The sequence below is a fragment of the Agromyces capsici genome, assembly GCF_058349965.1.
Window position 1 is genome coordinate 863,649 of sequence record NZ_JBYRET010000001.1, and the last position, 18,411, is coordinate 882,059.

Genomic DNA, 18,411 nt, shown 5'->3' on the forward strand with positions numbered 1-18,411 from the left:
TCAGTTCCCTTCCGTTCCGGCCGTCTCGGCCGCGAGTTCGGCCGGAGCGGCCGCGAGCTTCCCGAATCCGGGTTCGCCGACGACGGCGCCGTCGGCGTAGACGTCCCGGCCGCGCACGAGGGTGCGCTCGATCCGGGTGCTGATGGTGCGGCCGTCGTACGGCGTCCAGCCGATCTTGGACAGCACGTCGTCGTTCGTGATGGTCCACTCGTGCTGCATGTCGGCGATCACGACGTCGGCGTGCGCACCGACCTCGAGGGTGCCCTTCACGCCGGCCAGGCCGAACTTCTCAGCCGGGATGCGGGCGACCATGTCGACCGCTCGCTCGAGCGTGAGCTCGCCGCGGTTCACGGCGTCGAGCATCAGCTCGTAGTAGTACTGGATACCGGGCGTCCCGGTGTGGGCGCTCCACATCTCGGTCCAGCCGATCTCCTTCTCCTCGCGCGTGTGCGGGGCGTGGTCGGAGCTGGCGATGTCGATCGTGCCGTCGCGCATGCCCTCCCAGATCGCAGCGCGGTTGTCGTCGGGCACCCAGTACGACAGCGCGTACGGGCCGAGCGTCTCGACGTCGTTCCAGGTCGAGAGGAACGGCGCCCAGTGGTTGACCTCGCACGTGACGTCGATGCCGGCGGCTTTCGCGCGGCGCACCGCCTCGATCGAGCGGCGCGTCTGGATGTGCGCGATGTGCACGGGGCATCCGGATGCCTCGGCGAGCCGCAGGATGACATCGATCGCGGTGTCCCAGATGACGCCCTCGCGCGCGGCGTACGCCGAGGCGTAGCCCTGCGGCGTGTTCTCGCCGCGCGCCAGCACCTCGCCCTCGATGTAGTCCATGAGCGCCTGGTCGTGCGGGTGCACGATGAACCGCTTGCCGGTGCCGGCGATGCGGTCCATGATCTGCAGCAGGTGGCCGTGGTCGTGGATGCCGGTGCCCGCGGGGTGCGGATAGGTGCGGCCGGTGTCGACGACCATATAGATCTTGTAGGCGTTGATGCCCATCTTCGCCATGGGCACGATGTCGTCGAACTTCGTCGGAGCGGGATTGTGGTTCCAGTCCACGATCGAGGTCGACGCGTACCGCTCGAACACGTCGGTGAGCGTCTCGACGTCGACGGTCGGCGGGTTCAGGTTCGGCATCCCGAAGATGGTCGTGACGCCGCCGGCTGCGGCCTGGCGCGTGGTCGTCAGGATGTCGTCCTTGTGCTCGTAACCGGGCTCGCGGGTGTGCACGTGGACGTCGACCATGCCGGGCAGCACGAGCCGCCCGGTCGCGTCGATCGTGCGCTCGGCGGCGACGGGCACGTCGGCGGCGACGATGCCGGCGATGCGCCCGTCGTCGACGAGCAGGTCGGCGGCCGCCGGGCCGGCGGGCGTCACGACGATGCCGCCCGCGATTCTCAGGTCGATGGTCACTGCGGTGCCTCCATGCGGTCGATCGACTCGCCCTGGCCGGGCGAGCGGGTGGTGCGGACGTCGACGTGGCTCGGGCGCACGTAGCGGTCGAGCCAGTCGACGATCAGCGGGGTGGTCTGCTCCCAGTAGCGGTCGTACGCGGCGTAGTGGGTGGTGTGCCGCTGCATGACGAGCTGCTTCGGGCCGCGCGCGGCGGTGTAGAGCCGCTCGGCGTGGTCGGTGGGGGTGGTCGCGTCGCCCTCGACCCCGATGACGAGCAGCGGAGTGGTGAGGCGGGATGCCGCGTCGATGGGCTTGTAGGCGAGGATCTCCTCGGCGCACGAGAGCGGGATGGCACTGGGGATCCGGTCGTCGACGTCGGCCTTGATCGTGGTCGCGCGGCGCTCCGGCGTCGGGACCATGATCTCCTCGCGTGGGTGGACGAGCCGACCCTCGCCCGTCGCGACGCGGAGCCGACGATCCTCCTCGAGGCCCGCGAGGAACGCGAGCCACTCGTGCTCCTGGCGCATGCGATGCAGCCAGTCGGTGCCGTCGGCGACGGGCACCTGGCTGACGGCGGCCGTGACCCGCGGGTCGGCGTCGGCCAGCAGGACCGCGTTGCCGCCGCCGGTGCCGCCCGTGCCGAACACGCCGATCGCGTCGGCGACGACGTCGTCGCGCGTCGTGAGGTAGGTGACCGCGTTCACGAGGTCCTGCAGCTGCCGTGCCGGCGAGAGGATGCCGCGGTCCCCGCCCGAGTCGCCGAAGCCGCGGTAGTCGAAGACCAGCACGCCGAACCCGGCGGCGACGAGCGCCTCGTGGTAGCGCACGTAGAGCTTGGCGTCCTTCAGCCCGAGCCATCCTGGGCCCTGCACGATCGCGCGGAACGGACCGGGGCCCTCGGGGGTGCGCCAGAGCCCCGCGAGGCGGTCTCCCTCGCTGTAGAACTCGACCGGTGTCGTCTGCATGGATGCGACGTCCTTCCGTTGAACGCTGCGACGCGTGGTTCGGGCGAATTCCGTCGCCCGTGGTTCAGATCATGACCTATTTTGGATCCAGAATCCAGTATTGATTCGAATTTACCAGCGTGCGAGGATGACGGAGACGACCGGTCGGGCTTGATCGGTCGGGCCGGCCCGGGATTTGGGCCGCGAGTCGCCGACGCACGTCGGACCACGCACCCGCACACCGTCCCGGAGGACCCATGCCCACGCCCCAGCCCACCGTCGCCCGTCAGCACGCCCTCGCCCGCGGCCGTCGCGTCGCCGCGATCGTCGCCGCCACGGCCTCCGTCGCCCTGCTCGCGGCCTGCGCTCCCGGCGCCCGTGCCGGCGGCGACCCGACCCCCGAAGCGGATGCCGCGGCATCCGGCTACCCGCTCACCATCGACAACTGCGGCACCGAGGTCACCTTCGAGCAGGCGCCCGAACGCGTCGTCACGATCAAGTCGTCGACGCTCGAGCTGCTGCTCGCACTCGGCCTCGAGGACCGCATCGTCGGCGCGGCGTTCACGGACGGGCCCGTGCCCGACGAGGTCGCCGACGCGGCCGAGGGCATCGACATCCTCTCCGACAAGGTGCCCTCGCAGGAGGCGACGCTCGCGGTGGAGCCCGATCTCGTGTTCGCCGGCTGGGAGTCGAACCTCACCGCCGAGGGCGCGGGCGACCGCGCCGCGCTCGAACAGCTCGGCGTGCACACCTACGTCGCGCCGGCGGCATGCCAGGGCGAGGGCTACCAGCCCGACCCGCTCACCTTCGACGGCGTGTTCGCCGGCTTCGAGGAGGCCGGCGCGATCTTCGGGGTCGAGGATGCCGCGGCCGACCTCGTCGCGACCCAGCGCGCCGCCCTCGACGCGATCGAGCCCAGCGACACCGGCCTCACCGCGCTCTGGTACTCGTCGGGCGACGACCAGCCGTTCGTCGGAGCCGGCACGGGCGCGCCGCAGATGATCATGGAGGCCGCCGGGCTCGAGAACGTCGTCGGCGACGTGCAGGACTCGTGGACCTCGCTGTCGTGGGAGGCCGTCGTCGACGCGAACCCCGACGTGCTCGTGCTCGTCGACGCCGCCTGGAACACCGCCGAGTCGAAGATCGCCAAGCTCGAGGCGAACCCCGCGACCGCGGCGATGCCCGCGGTGCAGCAGGGCCGGTACGTGATCGTCGACTTCCCCGCGACCGAGGCCGGCGTGCGCAACGTCGACGCGGTGGCCTCGATCGTGGAGCAGCTCGGGGCACTCTGATGACGGTGCGCGAGGCGTCTGCGGGTCGAGGAGCCGACGAAGTCGGCGTCTCGAGACCGCCGCGGGCGCCCAGGCGAGGTCTCGAGACGGCCGCGGGGCGGCCTCCTCGACCAGCACTCGTGGGGCTCGGCGTCGGCGTCGCCCTCACCGCCCTGCTCGCGGCATCCGTCGTGCTCGCCGTCACCATCGGGCCGGCCGGGCTCGCCCCCGCCGACGTGCTCGCCTCGATCGCGGCGCACCTCGGGGTCGGCGAGCCGACGCTCTCGCCGCTCCGCGACGGCATCGTCTGGGAGCTGCGCATGCCGCGCGTGCTCACCGCCGCGGCGGTCGGCGCGGGCCTGGCGATCTGCGGCGTCGTCATGCAGGCGCTCACGCGCAACCCGCTCGCCGACCCGTACCTGCTCGGGCTGTCCTCGGGCGCGTCGGTCGGCGCCGTGATCGTGCTCGTGCTCGGCATGGCGATCGCGCTGCCCGTCGCGGCGTTCGCGGGGGCGCTCGCGGCGCTCGCGGCGACGCTGGGCCTCGCGCGCGCCGCGGGCGGGCTCAGCCCGACCACCACCGTGCTCGCCGGCCTCGCGGTGTCGGCCGTGTTCGGCGCGATCACGAGCCTCGTCATCTTCTGGAGCGCGACGAACGACAGCTACCGCGAGATCCTCAACTGGCTGCTCGGGTCGCTCTCCGGAGCGGACTGGCCGGCGGTCGCGCTCGCGGGCTCGGCACTGCTCGTCGTCGGCGTGCCGCTGCTCGCGACGGGGCGCACCCTCGACGCGTTCGCGTTCGGCGACACCGCGGCATCCGCCCTCGGGGTGCACGTGCCGCGCACCCGCGCGCTGCTGCTCGTCGCGACCGCGCTGCTCACAGGCGCGCTCGTCGCGGTGAGCGGCGCGATCGGGTTCGTCGGGCTCATCCTGCCGCACGCCGTGCGGCTCGTCGTCGGGCCGCGGCACCGGGCGCTGCTGCCGCTGTCGGCGCTCGCGGGCGCGATCTTCCTCGTGTGGGTCGACACGGGCGCGCGCACGCTGTTCGACCCGCGCGAGCTGCCGGTCGGCATCCTGACCGCGCTCGTCGGCGGGCCGGTGTTCGCGGCGCTCATGCTGCGCGGGCGGAGGGCGTCGTGAACGCGGCGGTCGGGCCGAGCAACGCTCCGGGAGACGGGCGCGGCGGCCTCGAGGCATCGCGCGTCCGCTTCGCCCGCGGTTCGAGGCTCATCGTCGACGGCGTCGACGTCACGGTCCCGCGGGGCGCGGTGGGCGCGCTTCTCGGCCCCAACGGCGCGGGCAAGAGCACGCTGCTCCACCTCGTCGCCGGGGTCGAGCAGCCGGATGTCGCGGCGCTCACGCTCGACGGCGACGACCTCGTGTCGCTCCGCCGCCGTGAACGGGCGCGTCGCATCGCGCTCGTCGAGCAGGACGCCCAGTCCCCCGACGGCCTCCGCGTCGACCACGTCGTCGGCCTCGGACGCGTGCCGCACCAGTCGGCCTGGGGCGGCGACTCGGCGCGCGATCGCGAGATCGTGGCGCGTTCGCTGCTCGCGGCCGGGGCCGCCGAGTTCGCCGCACGCCGCTACGACGAGCTCTCCGGCGGCGAGCGCCAGCGGGTGAACCTCGCCCGCGCGCTGGCACAGGAGCCGGAGCTGCTGCTGCTCGACGAGCCCACGAACCACCTCGACATCCGGGCCCAGCTGGCGACGCTCGCCCTGCTGCGCCGTCTCGCCGACGACGGCCTCAGCGTGCTCGCGGCCCTCCACGACCTGTCGCTCGCGGCGTCGTACGCCGACCACGTCGTCGTGCTCGCCGAGGGGGCCGTGGTCGCGGCCGGGCCGGCCGCCGAGGTGCTCACAGCCGAGTTGATCCGCGCCGTGTGGGGCGTCGACGCGACCGTGCTCGAGCACCCCGCGACCGGCCGCCCGCTCATCGCGTTCGCGCCCGCCGACGCGCACCTGACGGCGCCCGCCCCGCTGGTCGAGTAGTGGGCGTAGCGTGGTCGACATGGGTGAGCTGAGCGAGACCCGCCGTGCACTGGTCGAGTCGGTGGCCGAGGAGTTCCTGCACAATTCATGGCGCGGGCGCCGTCTCGTCGCGGTCGAGGGCGCATCCGGCGACCACGCGGGCCGATTCGCCGACGACCTCGCCGCCATCCTCCGCGAGCGCGACCAGGATGTCGTCCGCCGCTCGGTCGGCGACGTCGACGAGGCGACCCTGCGCGGCGACACCATCGAGCCGTTCCGGGCCGGCACCCTGCCCGACGCGGATGGCGCAGACAGCGTGCTCGTCGTCGACGGCCGGCGCCTGCTCAACGACCGGGTGCGCGGCATCTGGCACTTCACGATCTGGACGCTCGCCGGCGACGAGCTCCCTCACGCCGGCGTGAACGTCGACGTCGACGTGACCGACGAGGCCGCGCCATCCCGCTACTTCTACGACCTCTGCAAGCTCCCGCCCAGCATCGGCGAGCGCCGCGCGGAGACGACGTTCCCCACGGCGACGCGCAACCTGCTGTAGCCGCCCTCGACCCGGCCACCTGCCAACCCGATTACAGGAGTTCCGGCGATGCACTGGCCCGAATCCGCCCGCGATCGCGTCCTGCACATCGCCGAATCTCCTGTAATCCGCCCGGGAAGCGGGAAGCGGCCGAATCGTCCGCGCGACACGGGTGCAGGATGGGGGCATGAGCGAACGCGGCATCCCCGTCACGACGGTCGACGAGCTTGAGGCGATCATCGGGACGCCGATCCCGCGCGTCGCGGAGAAGGCCCGCGACCGCCTGCACGAGGTCGATCGCGAGTGGCTCGCCGCGGCATCCCTCGTCTTCGTCGCGACCAGCGACGAGCTCGGGCGGCTCGACGTCTCGCCCAAGGGCGACCCCGCGGGGTTCACCCGCGTGCTCGGCGACACCACGATCGCGCTGCCCGAGCGGGCGGGCAATCGGCGCGCCGACGGCTTCCGAAACATCCTCCGCAACCCGCACGTCGGGCTGGTCTTCGTGATCCCGGGCCGTGGCGACACCCTGCGCGTGAACGGCCGCGCGAGCATCGTGCGCGACGCCCCATTCCTCGACGACATGATCGTGCGCGGGCACCGGCCGACGCTCGCGCTCGTGGTCGAGATCGACGAGGTCTTCTTCCACTGCTCGAAGGCGTTCCTGCGGTCACGCACGTGGGAGCCCGAGACCTGGCGACCCGACGCGGTGCGGCGCCGCGCGCTCATCGCGCAGGCGGTCGAGCAGCCGGGGGCGGATGTCGCGGCGCTCGACGAGTACTACGGTTCGTCGTACGCCGAGCGCATCTACCGCTGAGCGGTCGACCCGCCCGCAGCAGCGGTCTGGCATGCTCGGAGCATGAACCCGACGGCGGTGCCGGCGCGCGTGCGCTGGGCGGTCGGGGTGCTCGACCCGCGGCCGGGCGAGCGCGTGCTCGACATCGGGTCGGGCACGGGCGCGTCGGTGGAGGCGCTGCTCGCCGAGCTGGGCGAAGCGGATGCCGCGGCGCGGCCGTGCGTCGTCGCGATCGACCGGTCCGGCACAGCCGTCGCGCACATGCGCGAACGCCTCGCCGACGCGATCACCGACGGCACGGTCGACGTGGTGCAGGCCGGCCTCGCCGCCCTCGACTCCGCGATCGGCCCGTTCGATGCGGCGGTGAGCGTCAACGTCAACGTGTTCTGGACCTCGGCGGCGGTGCCGGAGCTCCGGGCGCTCGCCCAGGCGCTCCGCCCCGGCGCGAGACTGCTCGTCGCGTACGGCATCGGGCCGGTGCCGCTCGCCGACGCCGGGCACCTCGACGGGGTCGCCGCCGCGATCGGAGCGACGCCGTGGTTCGCGGTGCGCGAGCGCCTCGAGGCCGAGCACGGGTCCGGCATCCTCGCCGTGCGGACCGAGGCCTCGCCCGACGCACCCTGATCGCCGCCGGCGGTGCCGGGCGACCGCGCCGCGCCATCCGCTACGACAGGATGTCGCGGGTCGCGAAGCGCCACGCGGCCAGGCCGCCGAACACCGCGACGTAGCCCGCCTGAACGAGCGCGTTGTCGACGAACGAGCCCCACGACGGCGGCGAGCGGAGCAGGTCGGCCAGGTCGAACCAGCGATCGGTGAACAGCCAGGGGTGCAGCCATTCGAGCTGCGGGATGGCGCCCGCGATCTGCGCGGCGACGGCGAGGATCGCGGTGGCCGCCATCGCGCCGACGGGCACGGTCGTGAGCGTCGACGCGAAGAGCCCGATGGCGGAGAGCCCGAGGAGCGACACCGTGACGTACGCGGCGATCGCGAGGAACCGCAGCAGCCCCTCGCCGACCGAGACCTGGGCGCCCGAGAGCAGGGTGACCGGGCCGATCGGGAAGAGCGCCCAGCCGATCAGGGTGCCCACGACCACCACCGTGAGCGCCGCAGCCACGCAGAACGCGGCCGCGACGAGGTACTTCACGACGAGCAGGCGCATGCGGCCGGCCGGGGCGATCAGCAGGTACCGCAGCGTGCCGAGGCTCGCGTCGCCGGCGATCGCGTCGCCCGCGACGACCGCGACGGTGAGCGGCAGGAACAGCGGCGTCGCGACGACCAGCGCGGTGACGCCGACGAAGAGCCCGTTGCCCGCGATCTGGTCGAGGAAGGCCGGCCCGCGCCCCGGCGACGAGCCGCCCGCGATGCGGATCGCGATCGCGATGAGGATCGGGATGAGGGCGAGCGCGGCGAGCATCGCCCACGTGCGCCAGCGGCGGAACAGGGTGAGCGTCTCGGAGCCGAGGAGGGTGAACCACGCCGCGGCCCGCGGCCGCCGTGCCGGCCGAGGAGGTCGCGCAGCGACCGTCTCGACGCCTCCGGGCGCCTCAGGCGACGACATCGAAGCCCTCCCCCGTGAGCTCGACGAAGCGCTGCTCGAGGCTCGTGCGACGCACCGCGAATCCGCGCACGCGCACGTCGTCGCCGACGAGTGCCGCGACGATCGCGTCGGGCTCGGGTGCGCGCTCGCCCATGCGGGCCGTGACGAGCGCGTCGGCGCCCGCGTCGGCCGCCGGCGTCGCGGCATCCGGCACCAGGCCCAACCGCGTCAGCACCGCCTGCGCGCGCGCGGCGTCGGGCGTGAGCACCTCGACGCTCGTCTCCCCCGATCGGCGGAACTCCTCGAGCGTGCCCTGCGCGACGAGCCGCCCGGCGCTCATCACGCCGACGTGCGTGCAGAGCTGCTCGACCTCGGCGAGCAGGTGGCTCGACACGAACACGGTCGTGCCGTCGGCCGCGAACGAGCGGATCAGCGAGCGCACCTCGCGCGTGCCCTGCGGGTCGAGGCCGTTCGTGGGCTCGTCGAGCACGAGCAGGTCGCGCGGCATGAGCAGCGCGTTCGCGAGCCCGAGCCGCTGCTTCATGCCGAGCGAGTAGGCGCCGGCCTTCTTGCCGGCCGCGTGCGAGAGCCCGACCCGGTCGAGGGCCGCCGCCACGCGAGCGGCGCGGGTGGCCGTCGGCGCGTGCCGGTCCGCGGCATCGAACCGGCGCAGGTTCGCGGCGCCCGACAGGAACGGCGCGAACGCGGGCCCCTCGACGAGCGCGCCCACGCGCGGCAGCACCGTGTCGAGGTGCCGCGGCATCTCCGCTCCGAGCACGCTCGCCGTGCCATCCGTCGCCCCCACGAGGCCCAGCAGCATCCGGATGGTCGTGGTCTTGCCCGAGCCGTTCGGTCCGAGGAAGCCGTACACGGCGCCCTGCGGCACGGCGAGCGCGATGCCGTCGACCGCAGCCTGCGCGCCGAAGCGCTTCGTGAGTCCGTGCGTCTCGATCGCGAGGTCGCCCAGGCCACCCGGGTCGCTCACCGGCGGCCCGTCAGCGACCCGACTCGGCGGCGTACTCGACCAGCGTGTCGACGGGCACCGACCCGGCGAGCACGCGACCGTCGTCGGTGAGGAGCACCGACAGCAGCGAGGTCTGCAGCGCCCGGCCGCCGTCGACCGGCGTCGTGAGGGCCTCGAGGGCGTCGGATGCCTCGGCGAGCTGCTCCGCGGAGGGCGCTCCGCCCGCGTCATCGGCTGCCGACCCGTCGCCGGTCTCGCCCCGATGCTCGGCCATCGCGGCCATGACCGCGGCCGCGTCGACCTCGACGACCGTCGCCCAGCCCTCGCCGTGCACGACCGGATCCGGCACGTCGGCCTCCACGTCGGGGGCGACCCCATCGTCGCCCTCGGCGCGGGCCTCGGCCTCGGCCTTCCACTGGGCCTGCTCCTCGGCGGTCGGGATCGGCACGACCTCCTCGGTCACGGTCAGGTCGTCGGCCGGTTCGAACGCGAACACCGCCGGATCGGGCGCGCTGAAGTCGATGTCGGTGAAGCCGACGGAGAACGCGGGATCGGACGCTCCCCGCGCGGTGATCGATGCGGCGAGCGCCGCGCCGTTCGCTCCGTCGATCGCGATCCGGACCTCGCCCACGAGCGTCTCGCCGGTCCGAGGCGTGAGCACGAGCTCGTACGCCTCGCGGCCGGCGACGCGCCCGTCGGTCCCGACGGCGACCTCGGTGGTCTCGTCGAGCCGATCGAGCGCGCGGTCGAGCAGCTGCTGGGGGGACGGCAGCTGCTCGCCGTCGGGAAGCTCCGCCTCGGCGCGGGCCCTCGCCTCGTCGGCGAGGCGAGCGGCCTCGGCCTCGACGTCGGCCTGCAATTGCTCGAGGTCGGTGCCCTCGGGCAGCGTGAGCCGCGTCGCGGTCTTCGTCTCTGAGTCCACGAACCACGCCTCATCGGGCGAGAGGTACACGTTCCGCTCGGCGAGCTGGTCGAGCACCTGCAGCCGTGCGTGGTCCTGGTCGAGGTAGACGTTCGCGTCGAAGCTGCCCGTGGCGAGTGCGATCAGGTCCTCCAGATCGGCGGAGGTCGCGGCATCCGAGTCCGCGTCGCCGTCGGCGCCCGCGCCCGGCCCCATGCCGCCGCCCGTGCCGCCCGTGAGGGCACCGAGATCGGGCAGTCCGAGCTCGGAGCGCTGCTCGATCGTGCCCGAGAGCGCGTCGACGTCGCTCGACCGGGCGAACTCGATGAGCTCCTCGACCGTCTTGTCGGGCAGGTCGACCGCGGCCGTCGCCTGGATCGGCACGAGCACCGCCGCGGCGACCGCGACGGGCACGCCGACCGCCGGGATCAGGAGGCTCGGGCGGAAGCGGTTCGCCCCGCCGGCGCGTGGGCTCATGCGATCAGGCTACGCCTGCGCGGGCGGCCAGGGGCTGTTCCGAGGCGAACCCACAGGATGCCGCAACCCGTTGCCGCGCGCCGCGTACGGGTCTATCGTGCGTCCTGATCACGTAACCAGTTCGGGGGGTACTACTCATGACTGACGTCGTCCACCGCCGGCCCGCGCTTCGCGGGTCGGCGCTCGCCCTCACCGCGGTGATGACGCTCGGGGGCGTCGCCCTCGCGGCGCCCGCCACCGCCGCACCGTCCGCGACCGGCGTCGCGACGGCGCGACCCGCACCGCCCGCGCCGTCGACGTCGACGGGCTACGGCGGCGCCGTGTCATCCGTCGACGCCGAGGCCAGCGCGATCGGCCTCGAGGTGCTCCGCAAGGGCGGCAACGCCGCCGACGCGGCGGTCGCCACGGCCGCTGCGCTCGGGGTCACCGAGCCGTACAGCGCCGGCATCGGCGGCGGCGGGTACTTCGTGTACTTCGACGCCGCGACCGGCGAGGTCACCACGATCGACGGGCGCGAGACCGCGCCGGCCGGCATGGAGAGCGACGCGTTCATCGACCCGGCGACCGGCCAACCGTACACGTTCGCGAATGCGGTGCCCTCAGGCCTGTCGGTCGGCGTTCCCGGCACGCTCGCAACGTGGGAGGCGGCGCTCGAGGAGTTCGGCACCGAGTCACTGAAGGAGATGCTGAAGCCCTCGATCCTGCTCGCCACGCGCGGGTTCACGGTGGATGAGACGTTCGTCCAGCAGACCGCGGGCGCGCGGGTGAGGTTCGAGGCATTCCCCGCCACGGCGGAGCTGTTCCTGCCGAACGGCGAGCTCCCGGTGGTCGGGTCGACGTTCCGGAACCCCGATCTCGCGACGACGCTCAGGGAGATCGCGCTGAAGGGCACTGACGTGTTCTACGACGGGCCCATCGCCGACGAGATCGCGGCCATCGTGCAGGATCCCCAGACGGACCCGGCCACGGCGCTCCCCGCCTACCCGGGCTTCATGACCGCCGACGACATCGCCGACTACGAGGTGATCTTCCAGGACCCGACGCACATCGAGTACCGGGGCCTCGACGTCTACGGCATGGCCCCGTCGTCGTCGGGCGGCACGACCGTGGGCGAGTCGCTGAACATCCTCGAGAACTTCGAGCCGTCGGCGGATGACCCGGGGCAGGCCTTGCACCTCTACTTCGAGGCCACCGCGCACGCGTTCGCCGACCGCAACGCGTACGTCGGTGACCCCGCGTTCGTCGACGTGCCGACCGAGACGCTGCTCAGCCAGGAGTTCGCGGACTCACGCGCGTGCGAGATCGACCCCGACCAGGCGTCGGTGAAGCCGGTCGCGCCGGGCGACCTCGGCGCGACCGGGTGCGAGGCGGCGGCCGCCGCGGCATCCGTCGACCAGGGCGTCTCGACGACGCACCTGTCGGTCGTCGACCAGTGGGGCAACGCGGTCGCGTACACGCTCACGATCGAGCAGACCGGCGGCTCGGGCATGACGGTGCCGGACCGCGGGTTCCTGCTCAACAACGAGCTCACCGACTTCAACTTCGTGCCCACGTTCCCCGGCGACCCGAACACCGTCGAGCCGGGCAAGCGCCCGCGCTCGTCGATGTCGCCGACGATCGTGCTCGACGACGGCGACGTGCGGTACGTGGTCGGCTCGCCCGGCGGGTCGATGATCATCACGACCGTGACGCAGGTGCTGCTGAACCGCATCGACCTCGGCATGACGCTGCCCGAGGCGGTGGCCGCACCGCGGGCGTCGCAGCGCAACACGGCGAGCGTCTTCGCCGAACCGGCGTTCCGCGCAGCCTACGAGGCTGAGCTCGCGACGTACGGCCACCTGTTCAGCACCTCGGCCGAGATCGGGGCGGTCGCCGCGATCGAGGTCGACGCCGACGGGCTCATGACCGCCGCGGCCGAGCCGGTACGGCGCGGCGGCGGCACCGGACTGGTGCTCGACCCGGCGGAGTGACCCCGGGCCGGTGGTCGAGGACGGCGCACGGCGCCTCCTCGACCACCGGCGTCACGCCGTCGGCAACGCGCGGAGGCGCGGCGCGAGGTCGCGCTCGAAGAGCTCCAGGAACCGGCGCTGGTGGTGCCCCGGCGCGTGGAACACGAGGTGGTTGAACCCCCACTCCACGTACTGCCCGATCTCGGCGACGACCGCATCGGGGTCGGTGCCCACGATCCAGCGCCCGGCGATCTCCTCGATCGGCAGGGCGTCGGCCGCCTGCTCCATCTCGACGGGGTCGGTGATGTCGTGCTTCTGCTGCTTCGACAGCGACAGCGGCGACCAGAAGCGGCAGTTGTCGAGCGCGTCGTCCTCGTCCTCCTCGTACGACAGCTTGATCTCGATCATGCGGTCGTACGTGTCGAAGGACTTGCCTCCGGCCTCGATCCCCTCGCGCACGGCCGGCATGAGCTGGTCGGCGTAGAGCTCCGCACCCTTGCCCGACGTGCAGATGAACCCGTCGCCCGCACGACCGGCGTACTTCGCGACCTGCGGCCCGCCGGCGGCGATGTAGATCGGCACGCCGCCCTCGGGGCGGTCGTAGATCGACGCGTCGTGCGTCGAGTAGTACTCGCCCTCGAAGTTCACCCGCTCGCCGTTCCACAGCGCGCGCATGAGTCGCACGGCCTCGCGGAGCCGCGCGTAGCGCTCCCGGAACTCGGGCCACTCCTGTTCGCCCGCGCCCTGGAACCCGGTCGCGATCTCGTTGAGCGCCTCGCCCGTGCCGAAGCCCGCGATGACGCGGTCGGGGTACATCACGCCGAGCGACGCGAACGCCTGCGCGAGCACGGCCGGGTTGTAGCGGAACGTCGGCGTCATGACGCTCGTGCCGATCTTCACGGTCGAGGTGCGCTCGCCGACCGCGGCCATCCACGTGAGCGAGAACGGCGCGTGCCCGCCCGTGTGCCGCCACGGCTGGAAGTGGTCGCTCGTCCAGACGGACTCCATGCCGTGCGCCTCGGCCGCGACGGCGATCTCGACGAGCTCGCGAGGGTCGAACTGCTCTGCGCTGGCCTTGTATCCGAGGGTGAGGGTCATGATGCGGCCTTCCTGTCTGCGCCGGCCGGCGCGGTCGTTGTCGACGTCGAGCGGTCGAGCGGATGCCGCGGGGCGGGCCCCTCGGCGAGGTCGGGGAGCGTGCGCAGCACCGCGGAGGTGCGGGCGCCGACGCCGAGCGCGACGGCGTCGCGGAGTTCGGCGGCGGTGTCGACGTCGCGCCGGAGCCCGGGCGCGATCGCCTCCGGATGCGCGGCGGCGAGGTCGGCGAACCCGGCGGCGGCGTGACGCGCCGCCGAGTCCGCCCCGAAGTGCGCGATCAACGCCACGCCGGCGCGCGCGGTCGCGAGGGTCGTGCCGGTGCCCTCGGCGTCGGGCACGAAGGCGAGCGGATGGCGCGCCGCCACGTCGAGCGCCCGGTCGAGGTCGCCGGCGCGCAGCGCCGGCACGTCGCCGAGCAGCACCGCGACCGCGACATCCGCCGCACCCGCACCCGCGCCCGCCACGCCGGAATCGAGATGTCCCGGATGGCGAGTCTCACCGTGCAGCTGCGACTTCTCGTACTGCTCGGGGTCATCACCGGGCGACGAGGGGGAATCGAGACGTCGCGGATCGCGGGTTCCACCGTGCATCTGCGACGTCTCGATCTCGAGGGGGGCGTGTGCGACGTCGGCAGACGCGACCGCGATGCCGCGCGCGATCGCGGCGGCGAGGCCGCGCGGACCGACCTCGGGCACGACCTCGACCCCGGCCGCGGCGCGCAGCGCGCGCTCGATCACGGGCTCGTCGGAGACGACGACCACGCGGTCGACCGCGCGAGCGGTGCGCGCCGCGTCGACGGTGTCGAGCGCGAACGCGCGCGCGAGTGCGGCACGCTCGGCGGGCGAGTGCTCGGGCGCGAGCCGCGACTTCGCCGCGCTCAGCGACTTGACGGGCACGACGACGGTCCAGCCGCTCACGACGCCACCCGCTCGCGGTCGACGGCGGCCAGCGCGGCCGCGAACCCCTCGGCGTAGCCGATCGCGCGTCCGGCGGCGTACCCGGCGGATCGTCCGGCGGCCATCCCGTGCTCGATCGCCTCGTCGGTGCCCAGCCGGAAGAGGTCGCGGTCGGACGGGCGCACGATGGAGCGGGCGCCGGGGAGGTCGAGGGCGCCGACGAGGCGCCCGAGCCCGGAGACGACGGCCACGGGGCATCCGCTCGTCTTGCCCTTGACGAGGTCGCCCGCCGCGGCGAGTTCGTCGGCCACGCACGGCATCGTGACCGAGAGGGTCGCGCCCGCGGCATCCGTCGTGCCGCGCAGGTCGTCGATCACGTGCACGCCGGCCGCGCCGATCGCCACGTCGGTCTGACCCTCGCGCCAGGGACGCCCCAGCGTGTCGCTGACGATGACGCCGATCATGCGGCCGGCGCGCTCGCGGAGTCCCGCGGCGAGGTCGCGCGCGGAGGCGTCGGGATCGACCGGGAGGAGCAGCACGGTGCCCGCCTCCGTGTTGCTCGCGTCGACGCCCGCGGCGGCCGCGACCATGCCGAGGCGGTTCTCCACGATCCGGGTGATGCCGCCCGGGTGCGAGCGTGTCGCCACGACCCGCACCGTCTCGTCGGTGATGGCCTGCTCGCGGTGGCGCGCCCGCACGAGCCGCCCCTCGGCCTTGGAGACGATCTTCGAGGTGACGACGAGGATGTCGCCGTCGACGAGCGTGCCCGACGCCGCGCTCGCGATGAGGTCGACGAGGTCGTCGCCGGGGCGGATCTCGCCGATCCCCTCGAGCACCCGGACGCCGACGCCGCGCTGCAGGGCGCTCATGCGCGAAGCCCCGGGAGCACGTCACGACCGAAGACCTCGAGGAACTCGGCCTGGTTGCGACCGACGTTGTGCAGGTAGATGCGGTCGAAGCCGAGGTCGAGGTGCCGCTGGATGTGGGCGCGATGGAGGTCGGGGTCGGCCGAGACGAGCATGCGGTCCTCGAAGTCGGCCGGGCGGACGGTCCGGGCGAGCTGCTCGAACTCGAACGGCGAGCGGATGTCGCTGCGCGAGAACCGCATGCCGCCGATCGGCCACTCGGTGAGCGCGTTGCGCATGGCCTCCTCGTCGGTCGCCGCCCAGGAGAGGTGCAGCTGGAGGACCCGGGGCATCGTCGAGGCGTCGCGGCCGGACTCCCGGGCGCCCTCCGCGAACCGGGCGACGAGGGCGGCGAGGCGGTCGTACGGCGCCCCGGTCGTGATGAGCCCGTCGGCGACCTTTCCGGCGCGGCGGGCCGTGACCGGTCCCGCCGTCGCGACGAGGATCTTCGGCGCGACCTTCGGCATGGTCCAGAGCCGCGTGGTCTCGAGCCGGAAGTGCGGTCCGTGGTGGCGCACCTCGCGGCCGGCGATCGACGCGGTGAAGAGCTTGCGGATGACCTCGACCGCCTCGAACATGCGGGCGATGCGCTCGTGGGCCTCGGGCCAGTACTCGCCGACGACGTGCTCGTTGAGCGCCTCGCCCGAGCCGATGCCGAGCCAGTGCCGGCCCGGGTACATCGAGGCGAGCGTCGCGCTCGCCTGGGCGACGACGGCGGGGTGGGTGCGGAACGTGGGCGTCGTCACTCCGGGGCCGAAGTCGCCGCGCGTGCGGGCGCCGATCGCGCCGAGCACGCTCCAGACGTGCCCGGACTGGCCCTGCTGCGGCAGCCACGGCTGGAAGTGGTCGGTCGCCATGACCCCGGTGAACCCGTGCTGCTCGGCGAGTTCCGCATACGCGACCGCGTCGGATGGAGGGAACTGCTCGAGCATCGCGGCGTAGCCGATGTGCACTGACACCCCTCCATCCTGACGCGTCGTCGCAATGGTGTCATTCGGAGCCGATCGGCCCGAACGGCGGGTCCACCTCCCGCGGGATCATTATTTCGGATTCTGGATCCAAAATGCAAGCGTGAGACCGCGGTCCGCCCCGAGGGCGACCGCGCTCAGGATCGACGACGACGCTTCGTCGCCGCGGCGGCCGCGGGCGACTCGGCCGCGAGCATCTCGAGCACGCCGTCGCGGACCACCTCGAGGTGGTGCCGGAGCAGCTCGACCGCGGGCTCGACGTCGCCCGCCGCGACCGCATCCGTCAGCTCGCCGTGCGAATGATGGTGACCGTCGTTGCCGACGAGCCGCCAGCCGAGCACGTACCGGCCGACCTTGAGCCGGAGCTGCTCGATGAGCTCCCACTGGATCGGGTGCCGCGCGGCGTCGTAGAGCTCCGCGTAGAAGGCGGTCCGCGCATCCACGAAGTCCGCACCCTCCTCCTCCTCGTCGGCGGTGCGTCCGAGTTCGCGCAGCCGCTCGAGGCGGGCGTCGGTCATCTCGGCCATCGAGAGGCGGAGCGCATCGGTCTCGAGCAGGATCCGGAGTTGGTAGACCTCCCGCGCCTGCTCGACCGACAGCGCCTTCACGACCGCACCCCGACGGTCGTGGAACTCCACGAGCCCGTCGGCCTCGAGCTGGATGAGCGCCGACCGGACGGGAAGCCGCGAGACGCCGATCAGCTCGGCCAGCGTCTCCTGGCGCAGCTTGTGCCCGGGCGGCAGGCTGCCGTCGAGGATGGCGTCACGGAGGATGTCGTACGCCATCGTGCCAACCGAGCGGTACCCGGCGGCGTGACGGCTGGCCAACCGTGCGAGCGCCTGCTCGGGATCGGCGGCGGGGCCCGGACCGGCGTCGTCGACGGATCCGCGTGTGTCGGGTACGGTCATGGATCCCGAATGTATCGGAAAGATCACGACGAACCCACGTTCTGGATCCAGAATTCGAGAATCCGCGGCGTCAGGCGTCGCGCAGCACGCCCTCGGACTGCGCCTCGTCGAATCCCGCGCGGTATCCCTCGTCGTACGCCTCGTCGGCGCCCTGGCGGAACATGTCGCGATCGGCGGGACGCACGATCGAACGCGCGCCCGGCAGGTCGAGGTCGCCGACGAGATGCCCGAGCCCCCGCACGAGCGCGACCGGCACCCCCGCGGCCTTGCCCTTCACGAGCTCGGCGGCGGCGGCGAGCTCGTCGGCCACGCACGGCATGGTCACCGCGAGCGGCTTGCCCGAGGCATCCGTCTGCCCCCGCAGGTCGTCGAACACGCGAACTCCGGCCGCGCCGATCGCGATGTCGGTCTGGCCCTCGCGCCACGGCCGGCCGAGCGTGTCGGAGACGAGCACGCCGACCTGCGCCCCGGTGAGCGAGCGGATGCCGGTCGCGACCGCCCGCGCGGAGGCGTCGGGGTCGACCGGCAGCAGCAGCACCGTGCCCTCGGGCGCGTTGGAGGCGTCGACGCCCGCCGCCGCGCCGATGATGCCCAGCCGGTTCTCGACGATGCGCGTGGGCACGCCGCCGGGATTGTCGCGCGTCGCGACGACGCGCACGGTCTCGTCGGTGATCGCCTGCTCGCGGTCGTCGGCGCGCACGAGGCGGCCCTCGGCCTTCGAGACGATCTTCGAGGTGACGACGAGGATGTCGCCGTCCTCGAGCGGCTCGGGCAGGGCGGCCACGATGATCGCCGCGAGGTCGGCGCCCGCGACGATCTCGGGCAGGCCCTCGACGCCTTCGATGCTGTACCGCACGTTGCACCCCTCCACTCCGGCCCCTTCCGACATCTTGGCAGCACCACC

At 73.2% G+C, this 18,411-nt stretch carries 18 protein-coding genes; 7 read left to right on the forward strand and 11 right to left on the reverse strand.

Annotation, left to right across the window (positions count from 1 at the left end; genetic code table 11):
- On the reverse strand, positions 1–1,413 hold the full coding sequence (locus AC3RKB_RS04265; RefSeq protein WP_491434736.1) for a dihydroorotase: 1,413 nt from the start codon (positions 1,411–1,413) through the stop codon (positions 1–3).
- Positions 1,410–2,360 (reverse strand): alpha/beta hydrolase, encoded by a 951-nt coding sequence (locus tag AC3RKB_RS04270; protein WP_491434737.1) that lies wholly within the window; start codon positions 2,358–2,360, stop codon positions 1,410–1,412. The genes AC3RKB_RS04265 and AC3RKB_RS04270 overlap by 4 nt, the downstream gene beginning before the upstream one ends.
- 236 nt (positions 2,361–2,596) lie before the next feature.
- On the opposite strand from AC3RKB_RS04270, the gene AC3RKB_RS04275 reads away from it, so the two are divergent.
- From AC3RKB_RS04275 to AC3RKB_RS04300, 6 genes are all read left to right on the forward strand, one after another.
- Positions 2,597–3,631 (forward strand): putative F420-0 ABC transporter substrate-binding protein, encoded by a 1,035-nt coding sequence (locus tag AC3RKB_RS04275; RefSeq protein ID WP_491434738.1) that lies wholly within the window; start codon positions 2,597–2,599, stop codon positions 3,629–3,631.
- A complete protein-coding gene (locus AC3RKB_RS04280) occupies positions 3,631–4,749 on the forward strand; it encodes a putative F420-0 ABC transporter permease subunit (RefSeq protein WP_491434739.1) in 1,119 nt (372 codons plus the stop codon). The genes AC3RKB_RS04275 and AC3RKB_RS04280 overlap by 1 nt, the downstream gene beginning before the upstream one ends.
- Positions 4,746–5,600: an ATP-binding cassette domain-containing protein gene (locus AC3RKB_RS04285; RefSeq protein WP_491434740.1), complete on the forward strand. Its 855-nt coding sequence runs from the start codon at positions 4,746–4,748 to the stop codon at positions 5,598–5,600. Before AC3RKB_RS04280 ends, AC3RKB_RS04285 begins: the two co-directional genes overlap by 4 nt.
- A 19-nt stretch (positions 5,601–5,619) precedes the next feature.
- The gene (locus AC3RKB_RS04290; RefSeq protein ID WP_491434741.1) at positions 5,620–6,132 is read left to right on the forward strand and encodes a nucleoside/nucleotide kinase family protein; all 513 of its coding nucleotides are present in this window, start codon (positions 5,620–5,622) and stop codon (positions 6,130–6,132) included.
- 166 nt (positions 6,133–6,298) lie between these two features.
- Positions 6,299–6,925 carry an MSMEG_1061 family FMN-dependent PPOX-type flavoprotein gene (locus AC3RKB_RS04295; protein ID WP_491434742.1) on the forward strand — a complete coding sequence of 209 codons (627 nt, stop codon included), beginning with the start codon at positions 6,299–6,301 and terminating at the stop codon, positions 6,923–6,925.
- A 42-nt stretch (positions 6,926–6,967) separates the two neighbouring features.
- Positions 6,968–7,528, forward strand: a complete 561-nt coding sequence (locus AC3RKB_RS04300; RefSeq protein WP_491434743.1) for an SAM-dependent methyltransferase — start codon at positions 6,968–6,970, stop codon at positions 7,526–7,528.
- A 40-nt stretch (positions 7,529–7,568) separates the two neighbouring features.
- Here the strand turns inward: AC3RKB_RS04300 and AC3RKB_RS04305 are convergent, their stop codons facing one another.
- From AC3RKB_RS04305 to AC3RKB_RS04315, 3 genes are read right to left on the reverse strand one after another with little or no spacing between them, the layout of a single operon-like run.
- Positions 7,569–8,462, reverse strand: a complete 894-nt coding sequence (locus AC3RKB_RS04305; protein WP_491434744.1) for an ABC transporter permease — start codon at positions 8,460–8,462, stop codon at positions 7,569–7,571.
- Complete coding sequence (locus tag AC3RKB_RS04310) at positions 8,449–9,426, reverse strand: ABC transporter ATP-binding protein (RefSeq protein ID WP_491434745.1); 978 nt, start codon at positions 9,424–9,426, stop codon at positions 8,449–8,451. Before AC3RKB_RS04310 ends, AC3RKB_RS04305 begins: the two co-directional genes overlap by 14 nt.
- Before the next feature lie 10 nt (positions 9,427–9,436).
- Entirely contained in the window at positions 9,437–10,783 is a 1,347-nt protein-coding gene (locus AC3RKB_RS04315) for a LolA family protein (RefSeq protein ID WP_491434746.1), read from the reverse strand.
- A 137-nt stretch (positions 10,784–10,920) separates the two neighbouring features.
- Between AC3RKB_RS04315 and ggt the strand changes: the two genes are divergently transcribed.
- Positions 10,921–12,753 (forward strand): gamma-glutamyltransferase, encoded by a 1,833-nt coding sequence (gene ggt, locus AC3RKB_RS04320; RefSeq protein WP_491434747.1) that lies wholly within the window; start codon positions 10,921–10,923, stop codon positions 12,751–12,753.
- 51 nt (positions 12,754–12,804) lie between these two features.
- Here the strand turns inward: ggt and fgd are convergent, their stop codons facing one another.
- The 6 genes from fgd to cofE form a co-directional block, all read right to left on the reverse strand.
- The gene (gene fgd / locus AC3RKB_RS04325; protein ID WP_491434748.1) at positions 12,805–13,830 is read right to left on the reverse strand and encodes a glucose-6-phosphate dehydrogenase (coenzyme-F420); all 1,026 of its coding nucleotides are present in this window, start codon (positions 13,828–13,830) and stop codon (positions 12,805–12,807) included.
- A complete protein-coding gene (locus AC3RKB_RS04330) occupies positions 13,827–14,747 on the reverse strand; it encodes a hypothetical protein (protein WP_491434749.1) in 921 nt (306 codons plus the stop codon). Before AC3RKB_RS04330 ends, fgd begins: the two co-directional genes overlap by 4 nt.
- Positions 14,744–15,595 carry a coenzyme F420-0:L-glutamate ligase gene (locus AC3RKB_RS04335; RefSeq protein ID WP_491434750.1) on the reverse strand — a complete coding sequence of 284 codons (852 nt, stop codon included), beginning with the start codon at positions 15,593–15,595 and terminating at the stop codon, positions 14,744–14,746. Before AC3RKB_RS04335 ends, AC3RKB_RS04330 begins: the two co-directional genes overlap by 4 nt.
- Entirely contained in the window at positions 15,592–16,563 is a 972-nt protein-coding gene (locus AC3RKB_RS04340) for a TIGR03557 family F420-dependent LLM class oxidoreductase (RefSeq protein ID WP_491436748.1), read from the reverse strand. Before AC3RKB_RS04340 ends, AC3RKB_RS04335 begins: the two co-directional genes overlap by 4 nt.
- A 173-nt stretch (positions 16,564–16,736) precedes the next feature.
- Positions 16,737–17,507 (reverse strand): GntR family transcriptional regulator, encoded by a 771-nt coding sequence (locus AC3RKB_RS04345; RefSeq protein ID WP_491434751.1) that lies wholly within the window; start codon positions 17,505–17,507, stop codon positions 16,737–16,739.
- A 70-nt stretch (positions 17,508–17,577) separates the two neighbouring features.
- On the reverse strand, positions 17,578–18,363 hold the full coding sequence (cofE, locus tag AC3RKB_RS04350; RefSeq protein ID WP_491434752.1) for a coenzyme F420-0:L-glutamate ligase: 786 nt from the start codon (positions 18,361–18,363) through the stop codon (positions 17,578–17,580).
- Positions 18,364–18,411 lie beyond the last annotated feature (48 nt).

Bases quoted from the DNA above. Each gene is read 5' to 3' on its own strand.
- AC3RKB_RS04270 (WP_491434737.1), bottom strand. From the start codon at position 2,360: ATGCAGACGACACCGGTCGAGTTCTACAGCGAGGGAGACCGCCTCGCG.
- AC3RKB_RS04275 (WP_491434738.1), top strand. From the start codon at position 2,597: ATGCCCACGCCCCAGCCCACCGTCGCCCGTCAGCACGCCCTCGCCCGC.
- AC3RKB_RS04280 (WP_491434739.1), top strand. From the start codon at position 3,631: ATGACGGTGCGCGAGGCGTCTGCGGGTCGAGGAGCCGACGAAGTCGGC.
- AC3RKB_RS04290 (WP_491434741.1), top strand. From the start codon at position 5,620: ATGGGTGAGCTGAGCGAGACCCGCCGTGCACTGGTCGAGTCGGTGGCC.
- AC3RKB_RS04295 (WP_491434742.1), top strand. From the start codon at position 6,299: ATGAGCGAACGCGGCATCCCCGTCACGACGGTCGACGAGCTTGAGGCG.
- AC3RKB_RS04300 (WP_491434743.1), top strand. From the start codon at position 6,968: ATGAACCCGACGGCGGTGCCGGCGCGCGTGCGCTGGGCGGTCGGGGTG.
- AC3RKB_RS04305 (WP_491434744.1), bottom strand. From the start codon at position 8,462: ATGTCGTCGCCTGAGGCGCCCGGAGGCGTCGAGACGGTCGCTGCGCGA.
- AC3RKB_RS04315 (WP_491434746.1), bottom strand. From the start codon at position 10,783: ATGAGCCCACGCGCCGGCGGGGCGAACCGCTTCCGCCCGAGCCTCCTG.
- ggt (WP_491434747.1), top strand. From the start codon at position 10,921: ATGACTGACGTCGTCCACCGCCGGCCCGCGCTTCGCGGGTCGGCGCTC.
- fgd (WP_491434748.1), bottom strand. From the start codon at position 13,830: ATGACCCTCACCCTCGGATACAAGGCCAGCGCAGAGCAGTTCGACCCT.
- AC3RKB_RS04335 (WP_491434750.1), bottom strand. From the start codon at position 15,595: ATGAGCGCCCTGCAGCGCGGCGTCGGCGTCCGGGTGCTCGAGGGGATC.
- AC3RKB_RS04340 (WP_491436748.1), bottom strand. From the start codon at position 16,563: ATGCTCGAGCAGTTCCCTCCATCCGACGCGGTCGCGTATGCGGAACTC.
- AC3RKB_RS04345 (WP_491434751.1), bottom strand. From the start codon at position 17,507: ATGACCGTACCCGACACACGCGGATCCGTCGACGACGCCGGTCCGGGC.